This window comes from Cryobacterium sp. RTC2.1 (assembly GCF_035018685.1).
In the GTDB taxonomy this organism is placed as follows: Bacteria; Actinomycetota; Actinomycetes; order Actinomycetales; family Microbacteriaceae; genus Cryobacterium; species Cryobacterium glucosi.
Window position 1 is genome coordinate 1 of sequence record NZ_JASJXJ010000161.1, and the last position, 8376, is coordinate 8376.

Below are 8376 nucleotides of genomic sequence, written 5' to 3' on the forward strand. Positions count from 1 at the left end.
CCGTATCACCACGCGGTGAAGAGCTACACCCGGTGGTCGCCGAGGCACCTCGGCGACGGTCGCATCGAATGGACCTCCCCGGCCAGGTACAACTACATCGTCGAACCCTCGGCCGATATGAGACCACCCCGGAAACCGAAACCCGCACCGAAACCACCGGCCCGGTTCGTGGACGTCTGGAACCTCGACCCCACACCCGACGACCCCGACGACCCGACACCGTTCTAGAACGCAGGGCGTTGCCCGGCAGGAAGTATTGCTCGTGGCGTGCGGTCGTGAGCCTCAAAGTCATGGTCGAATCTGGCGGACCTGCACATGTCGCAGACATGGCTGAATCTCAATGCAACAAAAAAGGGCCCCGTTCGTGAGAACGGAACCCTTCGCTGATCTGGCTTTACTGGTGCACCCCCCGGGACTTGAACCCGGAACCCACTGATTCCGAATTCTCGCGAGGCCATTACTGGGGTGCGAGGCTTTTAGAGAACGAAGTCCACATTTATTCCACACCTATGTATCGTCTGTACGAACGCTGATCGTTAGCCGAATGCGCCCAATTCGGCTGATTTTGGGAAGCTTGGCTACTTCTCTTACTGCACCGACGACCGTAAGGACCGCGCATGTACTGTCCATGCCCACACGCAGCGCAAAAGACCGTCAAGAGCATTGGTAAACCGTAGACGATCTGCTCACCGCCGCGGAACGGGGTGATGGTTCGAGTAAGCCGTCTATGGTGCCCCTGGAGGGATTCGGACCCCCAACCGTTTCCGTAGAACACAACCAAAAACGCTACCTCTCTTTTTGTGTCTCAGTTCTCCGTGCCCGCTATGCATTTCAGAGTTCAGCGCGGATAGTAGCCAGTTCCCTGTTGCGCTCGTGTCCCCGATGATCTGGGACAGAACGAGCAGGGCGTTCTTCTCACTGTCCGCCGGCACCACGTACCAGGGGCTGTCCATGGTGCTCATGACTGTCAGGCATTTCTCGTAAGCCGACAAATGCGAGTCACAATACTCCCGTTCGTGAATGTCCGAGAGAGTGAGCTTCCAGTTTTTTTTCGGGAACGTCGATGAGTTCGCGGAATCCGTTCGCCTGTTCCTCTTTCGAAAGGTTCACGAAGATCTTGACGATCATCGTCCCCTTGCGGCTCAGATGCGCCTCGAGGTCCGCAATCGAGCGATGCCGTTCTCTCCAGATGGACGACTCGTCGATGAGTTCGGCCGGGATACCCTCGCCGTGCATAATCTCCGGGTGCGCCCGCGCGACGAGAACTTCTTCGTAGTATGAGCGATTGAAGGTGCCGATCCGGCCCGCGGCGGGTCGGACGCCAGATAAAGTCGTGCTCGAGTTCCTCGCTACTGGGCTGTTTGAAGCTGGAGACCTGGCAGCCCTGGGGGTTCACCCCGTACATGACGTGTCGGATCGCTCCATTCTTTCCTGCCGCATCCATGCCCTGGAAGATCACCAACACGGACTAGTGCACCGAGGCGTAGTGCAACCGCTGCAGCTCGCTCAGCTTTTTGATACGCCGAGGCAAGACCTGTTTATACGTTGTGTCGGCCCCGAGACATCCCCAACATCCGTTGCGCGCTTGGCGAGGTCCGCATTCTTTCCTGCTTCGACGCGGAAGCCACTTGTTTTTATCTTCATGACTGGCCCTTCGTTTCTCGCGATGCGGCGCCTTCTGTGCTCGGATCCGTGGAGGCGACTTGGGGTTCCGGTGCGTCGGACAAGTGTGCGGCCGACTGTGTGAGCGCACGGCCCGCCGTGCCTTTCTTCCCTGCGGGGTCGAGGATGCGATAGGCGAGTAGTTTGATGCGGTCGTTGACAAGCGCCCAGGCGATCGCGTAGCCCCACACGAAGGCGGCCCAGCCCCAGCCGAGCGGAGTCATGAAGAGCCCGTAAACGGCAATGAGGGTCGCGACGGCCTGGGTTCCCAGGACCGCCACCCACAGTATGCGGGCCGGTCGGATCGACCAGAACGGGCCGCGGGTGCGGGTCAGGAAGATGGTGAGATGCCCTGCCACCGAAAGCTTCAGGTACATCAGGGTTTGGATATGGTCGCGATCGAGGTGGAAGACATTGTCGGCCAGATAGAAGAGTCCGAAGGCGGCGATGACGCCGGCAACTCCAAGCACGGTCGATATGCCCAGCACCAGACGCATGTTCCACGCCTCTGGAGCCTTCCGATACTTCACGTTGTCGTAGGCGATCGACAGGATTGCCCCGTCGTTCAAAATGGCGAGCATCACGATCATGATCGCGGTGACGGGGTAGAAGTTGAAGACCAGGATCGACACCGTCATGAACAGCAGGACACGCAAGGTCTCTGCGATGCGGTAGATGGCGTAGGAGTTCATCCGCTGGAAGATCCGGCGGCTCTCCTCGATTGCCTTGATGATCACGGACAGACCAGGGGTGAGCAGAACGATGGCGGCCGCGGCCCTGGCGGCGTCAGTCGCTCCCGAGACTGCGATCCCGCAGTCCGCCTTCTTCAGTGCGGGCGCGTCATTGACGCCGTCTCCCGTCATCCCGACAATGTGACCGCGCTTCTGCAGCACGTCGACGATGTGGTATTTGTGCTCGGGGAAGACCTGGGCGAACCCATCAGCTCTTTCGATGGATTCCCCGACCGCCGCTGTCTCCTTCTTCTTCACGTCGCCCAAGCCGGACGCGTCAAGAATATTCGTGCCAAGACCGACCTTGGCGGCGGTCTCCTTCGCGATCGCGATCGCGTCACCGGTGACCATCTTCACAGTCACACCCATCGCCTTCGCCGTGGCGATGGTGGATGCGGCGTCCTCGCGCGGCGGGTCAAAGAGCGGGAGGACACCCAGGAACTGCCACGTTCCGTCTCCTTCTGCGCGGGCCACACCCAGAGACCGGAAGCCGCGTGCGGCGAAGTCATTCACAGCGGTGTCAATGGCGGAGGTGATGTCCGCGGAATTGTCGGCAAGAGCGAGGATGACCTGGGGCGCGCCCTTGGTGACTCTGAACGTCCTACCCCTGTCGTCGGTGACGGTGGCTTCGGTGCGTTTGTGAACCGGGTCGAAGGGTTGGTAGTGCGTGACCGTGTAGGCATCCATCGCGGTCTTCTCCGGGAGACCGCCGAGGACGGCGAGGTCGATGGGGTCATCGTTTTCCGCGCGGGAAGCCAACGCACCCGCGAGCACGATATCCGCGGCCGAAACACCGTCAAGGCTGAACGGGTCGCCCAGGGTCAGCGCGTTGCGGGTGAGAGTGCCCGTCTTGTCCGCGCACAGGATGTCTACGCCGGCGAGTTCCTCGATCGCCACCAATTTGCTGACGATGGCCTTTTCCCGGGCCAGCAGCCGTGCGCCGACCGCCATGGTGACCGACAGCACGGTCGGCATCGCCACCGGGATAGCCGCAACCGTGAGCACGAGCGCGAACTGCAGTGTCGTCAGGATCGGGTCGCCCCGCAGAGTCGACACCACCACGATCACGGTCACCAACGCGAGAGCGAGGAGAATAAGGTAGTTGCCGATCTTCAGAACGGCCTTCTGGAAGTGGCTGACGGTATGGGCATCCTGCACCAGACCGGCCGTCTTACCGAAGCTGGTATGGGCGCCGGTCGCATAGACCATGGCGCCGATCTCGCCGCGGCGCACGATCGAACCCGAGAACACCGCATCCCCGGCCGCGCACGTCACGGGCAGTGACTCGCCGGTCAGCGCGGACTGGTCGACCTCGATCTCGTCGCCCTCCAGCAGTCGGGCATCCGCGGGAACGATATCCCCCAGCCGCAGACGGATCACGTCTCCCGGCACCAGCTCACGGGCGGCGGGCGTGACCCAGGCGCCGTCACGTCGAACCCGGGCATTGATAGCGAGCGTGTCCTTCAGGGCGGCGATGGCGTTTCCGGCCTGGCGCTCCTCGAAGAACCCGACCAAAGCGTTCGCCATGAGAAGCACCAGGATAATGAAGAAGTCGGGCCAGTGCCCGACCACTCCGGACAGAACCACGGCCACTTCGATCATCCACGGAATCGGGCCCCAGAAGTAGGAAAGAAACTTCAGAAGCGGGTTCGTCGTATGCTCGGCGATCTCATTCGGACCGTACTTTGCCAGGCGTGTGTCGGCCTCTGACTGGGTCAGCCCGTCCGGTGAGCTGCCGAGCCGCTTCTGGACCTCAGCCATCGGGAGCGACTTCAGGTCGTGTGCCGGGTCGGGCTTTAACGTCGCCGAATCGGCCGCAGCGTTCGTGGTCTTGTCCGTGCTCATTCCCGGGCTCGCGTTTTCATCATGATCCAATTCCCTGAGTTGACCACCTGCGACGCACGCGGTGTACGTGAATCGCGTTCGGTGCCGATGCCGATGCCGGAAGTACCCGACTGTCCGCCTCCGCGAATGATGCTCTCATGCAAGTGTTGCACAAAAACAAGGTTTTAGCCGGTGCAATGAATTTCGGTATGGTGGCTTAACTGGGAGAATAACCCGGCGCCGGCAAGAGCCCCGGCTCGTCAGCCGGTGCAATCGGCGCAGTGAACCGCTCGAGTGTCGTGTGGCGAAGGTTGTACTCGCGCTTCAGCTCATTCCAGCGCCGGACCGAGACCTCGGCAGCGGGCGAGACCTCGGCGGGCTCACCAGACTGTGGTACTTCGGACATGGTGGTGGATTCGTGCGTAGCATCGGCCATGGATTCCCTCGGTCTCAGACGGTTCATGAACCGCTCGCTACTGAGCCTGGTTCACTGGATGAGCGACCGAGACATACACGCGTTCACATCGAAAGTGCACACATGACCCATCACAATCGGTGGACGGGATCGCATTTTCATGCTACATCTGCAGATCGGAAATCCGCCAGCGAGACGAGCGATACGGCCGATCGGCCGTGTTTCCATGCATCCAGGATGCGGCGACATCCGGGTGACCTCCAATTCGCCGCGACGCAGGAAACTGCGAAGGAGGAGAGTGGATTCATGAGTGCAATCGAGAATTCCAAACTGGCTATCATCGGGGCGGGCGCCGTCGGCACCTCGCTCGCTTACGCGGCGCTGATCCGGCAATCAGCCCGCGAGGTGGTGCTCTATGACATCAACAAGCCCAAGGTCGAAGCCGAAGTACTCGACCTCGCCCACGGCACGCAGTTCACCGGCGCCTCCTGCGTGTCCGGCGGGGCGGACCTCGACGCGATCGCGGGCTCGAACATGGTCGTGATCACAGCAGGAGCCCGGCAGCACCCGGGACAATCACGTCTCGATATGTCTGCCGTCAACGTCGGCATCCTGCGTGAGTTGATGCCCAAGCTCGTCGAACGGGCGCCGGACGCCGTGTTCATGATCGTGACCAATCCGTGCGACATCGTCACTTACGCGGCCCTTCATTTCAGCGGGCTCCCGTCGACACGGGTTTTTGGCTCAGGCACCGTCCTCGACTCCTCGCGGCTCCGCTGGCTGCTCGCGCACCGGGTCGGCGTCGCAATCGCCAACGTACACGCCGACATCATCGGCGAACACGGCGACTCGGAATTCCCGCTCTGGTCTCAGGCTCGCGTCGGTCCGATCTCCCTCTCCGAATGGGTCAAGGACGACATCTCGCCGGCGTCAGACGACCGGGCGCAGTTCTCCGAGGCCGAGTTCGCGGCCATCACCAAGGACGTCAAGACCGCCGCATACCGGGTGATCGCAGGCAAGGGCGCCACGAACTATGCGATCGGACTTTCCGGAGCCCGAATAGTGGAGGCCGTGCTGCGAGACGAGGGCGCCATACTTCCGGTCAGCTCATTGCTCACCGACTATCGCGGCATCAGCCGGGTTGCACTCTCTGTTCCGGCGGTCGTCAACGCTGGCGGTGTGTCCCGGGTAATCGAGGTGCCGTTCTCCGACGCGGAGCAGGAACTGTTCAAGCACTCGGCTGATACCCTGCGCGCGACCCTCGACACCCTCAGACTGCCCTAAGGCCGCCGTCGACCAACGCACCTACGGCCACGCTCAGGCGACCAGAGCCAACGCAGAAGTGGCGGACACACCGCCCTCGGCCACTCGACTCAGACGAGGATCGCTGCTCACTAGACTGAAATGGAGTCCACAACCTTTGGAGGGACTTTGAATACCGAACAAGCAGAAAGAATGAACACCGGAGTCGGCTTCATCGCAGCGCTCGATCAGAGCGGCGGCAGCACGAGCGGCGCACTGGAGCTCTACGGAATAGACCCGTCGTCCTACAGTACCGACGAGCAGATGTTCGACCTGATGCATCAGATGCGCGCCCGCGTGATGACCGCAGAAAGCTTCACCTCCGACCGCATTCTCGCGACGATCCTCTTCGAGCAGACCATGGACCGCACCGTTGGCAGCCAGCTGACGGGTGATTACCTCACCGCCAAGGGCATCGTGCCGTTTGTCAAGGTCGACCAGGGCCTCGCTGTCGAGGTAGACGGTGTCCAGTTGATGAAGCCACTCACCAAGCTGGAACCCCTCCTCGCACGTGCGGTTGAGCGCACGATGTTCGGTACGAAGATGCGTTCCGTGATCAAGGAAGCCAACCCCGCCGGAATCCAGGCGATCGTCGACCAACAGTTTTCCGTCGCAGGGCAGATTCTGGTCCACGGCCTTGTGCCGATCCTAGAACCCGAAGTCGACGTGAACGCTCCCGACAAGGCCGAGGCCGAAAACTTCCTCAAAGCCGATGCCCTGGCAGCCCTCGACGGGCTCTCCACCGACCAGCCGGTGATCCTCAAGCTGTCGATCCCGACGGTAGCCGGTTTCTACTCCGACCTGATTTACCATCCGATGGTGCTGCGAGTGGTGGCCCTTTCTGGTGGCTACAGTCAGACGAAGGCGTGCCGCTTGCTGGCCGAGAATCTCGGTCTGAGCGCCAGCTTTAGCCGCGCTCTTCTCGAAGGCCTCACCGCCCAACAATCGGACGCCGACTTCGACGCCGTGCTGGCCGCCTCTGTCGAGCGGATCTACGCAGCGTCCACCACCTGAACCACATCCGAGATCGACGCGGGTCGCAACGTCGTCGATCCTGACAGGGCCTGACAGGACCTGTCACTCCGCCTCCCGAATGAAAGCGACCCACCAGCCAACGCAAGACAAGGCGGCACACCGCCGGAACGGATAGGGAAAATGACAGATGCGCACTTCGACAAGCTGGTCAGGCTACAGGACAGTGACGAAACCGTCGCCGAGCGAGAAGATGACATTCGAGGTCGGCGAGTGTTCGACAAAGACCACCAACCCCTCGGGAAAATCGACGCGCTGCTCCTGGATGAAAAAGAGAACAAGATTCGATTCCTTGAAGTGGCCTCCGGCGGCTTCCTGGGACTTGGAGAAGCCAAATCATTCATCCCGATAGATGCGATCACGAAAATCACCCAGGACGAAGTCCACATCAGCCAGTCCGCCGAGCACATCGCCGGTGCCCCCACGTACGACCCAGAACTCGTGAACCAAAAGGAATTCTACGAAAATACCTACGGTTACTACGGAGTCATGCCGTTCTGGAGCCCCGGCTACTCACTTCCGACGTACCCAGGTGAGGACCCACTCGCCGGCAAGTGGTATCGCTGACCATCGTTCGACAATGCATTCCTGAACACAGCCAGAGGACACCTCCGCGATTCCCCGTCCCCCAAGCACGCACAGGATCGCTTCACGCCTCGAAGCGTCGCTGAACGTCGGAGTAGGACTCCGCCCCGGCGAGGAAGCCGAGGGTGCCAGAGTAGAGCAACCTCGGGCTGCCAGCGGTCAACGCTCTGATCAAGCCGTAAGGACGTTTGCGTCGGCGTGGCTTGAGTTAGGGCGAGGACCTCGCTTTAACACGCCGTCAAACCCCGACTGTCGACGATTCAGTCGACTACGCCCTAGAGACTCAAACCCCGCCTGTTTACTCACAGGTCGCGGACGAAGCAACAGTGGTCCATGAACTCGGGCACCAATGGTTCGGCGATTCGGTGACGCCCTCTGGCTGGAAGGATATCTGGCTGAATGAAGGCTGGCCACCTACATCGAATGGCTGTGCGCTCAGCATCAAGGCACCGCAACGATTCCTGCGCAGTTTGCCGACGCGATGCCATACCTGGAGGCAAACAACGGCTGGACGCCCAACATCGCAGACCCAGGTGTCGACGCTCGTTGAATAGTAGGCCGTTGGTGCTCTTCGAAAAGTAGGCCACCGTGGTTCATCTATTCTACGGTGTTTTCGGGTCTGGCGGAAGGCAGGGTGGTGATTCCGCTGTCCTTGAGCCGGTAGCTGGCGCCTTTGAGTGAGATGACGTCGGCGTGGTGAACGATGCGGTCGATCATGGCCGCGGCCACGACCTGGTCGCCGAAGACGTCGCCCCAGCGAACTGAGGTTCCCATACGTTCGTTCCGACTCTGAGTGCCGCATCCCCTGTGGGGAGTAGGTCGAGC

General features: G+C 61.1%; 6 protein-coding genes, 1 tRNA gene and 3 pseudogenes. 5 read left to right on the plus strand and 5 right to left on the minus strand.

Annotated elements, in window-relative coordinates:
• A pseudogene (locus QN357_RS15990) lies at window positions 1–228 on the plus strand (hypothetical protein); the annotation flags it as partial.
• A gap of 170 nt (window positions 229–398) precedes the next feature.
• Here QN357_RS15990 and QN357_RS15995 read toward each other — a convergent pair.
• The 4 genes and pseudogenes from QN357_RS15995 to QN357_RS16005 all read right to left on the minus strand — a co-directional run bounded on the left by QN357_RS15995 (window position 399) and on the right by QN357_RS16005 (window position 4238).
• Window positions 399–469, minus strand: a tRNA-OTHER gene (locus QN357_RS15995).
• Between the two features lie 256 nt (window positions 470–725).
• On the minus strand, window positions 726–992 hold the full coding sequence (locus QN357_RS19595; protein ID WP_369125166.1) for a hypothetical protein: 267 nt from the start codon (window positions 990–992) through the stop codon (window positions 726–728).
• Window positions 993–999: 7 nt separating this feature from the next.
• Window positions 1000–1444, minus strand: a pseudogene (locus tag QN357_RS19600) (hypothetical protein).
• A 196-nt stretch (window positions 1445–1640) separates the two neighbouring features.
• Window positions 1641–4238: a plasma-membrane proton-efflux P-type ATPase gene (locus QN357_RS16005; RefSeq protein WP_323505186.1), complete on the minus strand. Its 2598-nt coding sequence runs from the start codon at window positions 4236–4238 to the stop codon at window positions 1641–1643.
• 700 nt (window positions 4239–4938) lie between these two features.
• Here QN357_RS16005 and QN357_RS16010 point away from each other — a divergent pair.
• The 4 genes from QN357_RS16010 (at window position 4939) to QN357_RS16025 (ending at window position 8105) form a co-directional block, all read left to right on the plus strand.
• Window positions 4939–5916: an L-lactate dehydrogenase gene (locus QN357_RS16010; RefSeq protein WP_323505187.1), complete on the plus strand. Its 978-nt coding sequence runs from the start codon at window positions 4939–4941 to the stop codon at window positions 5914–5916.
• Between the two features lie 147 nt (window positions 5917–6063).
• On the plus strand, window positions 6064–6948 hold the full coding sequence (locus tag QN357_RS16015) for a fructose bisphosphate aldolase (protein WP_323505188.1): 885 nt from the start codon (window positions 6064–6066) through the stop codon (window positions 6946–6948).
• Between the two features lie 141 nt (window positions 6949–7089).
• The gene (locus QN357_RS16020; RefSeq protein WP_322135575.1) at window positions 7090–7533 is read left to right on the plus strand and encodes a PRC-barrel domain-containing protein; all 444 of its coding nucleotides are present in this window, start codon (window positions 7090–7092) and stop codon (window positions 7531–7533) included.
• Window positions 7534–7877: 344 nt separating this feature from the next.
• Complete coding sequence (locus tag QN357_RS16025; RefSeq protein WP_322140258.1) at window positions 7878–8105, plus strand: M1 family aminopeptidase; 228 nt, start codon at window positions 7878–7880, stop codon at window positions 8103–8105.
• Window positions 8106–8148: 43 nt separating this feature from the next.
• Here the strand turns inward: QN357_RS16025 and QN357_RS16030 are convergent.
• A pseudogene (locus QN357_RS16030) lies at window positions 8149–8310 on the minus strand (ATP-binding protein); the annotation flags it as partial.
• Window positions 8311–8376: the final 66 nt, after the last annotated feature.

Bases quoted from the DNA above. Each gene is read 5' to 3' on its own strand.
- QN357_RS16010 (WP_323505187.1), top strand. From the start codon at position 4,939: ATGAGTGCAATCGAGAATTCCAAACTGGCTATCATCGGGGCGGGCGCC.
- QN357_RS16020 (WP_322135575.1), top strand. From the start codon at position 7,090: ATGACAGATGCGCACTTCGACAAGCTGGTCAGGCTACAGGACAGTGAC.
- QN357_RS16005 (WP_323505186.1), bottom strand. From the start codon at position 4,238: ATGAGCACGGACAAGACCACGAACGCTGCGGCCGATTCGGCGACGTTA.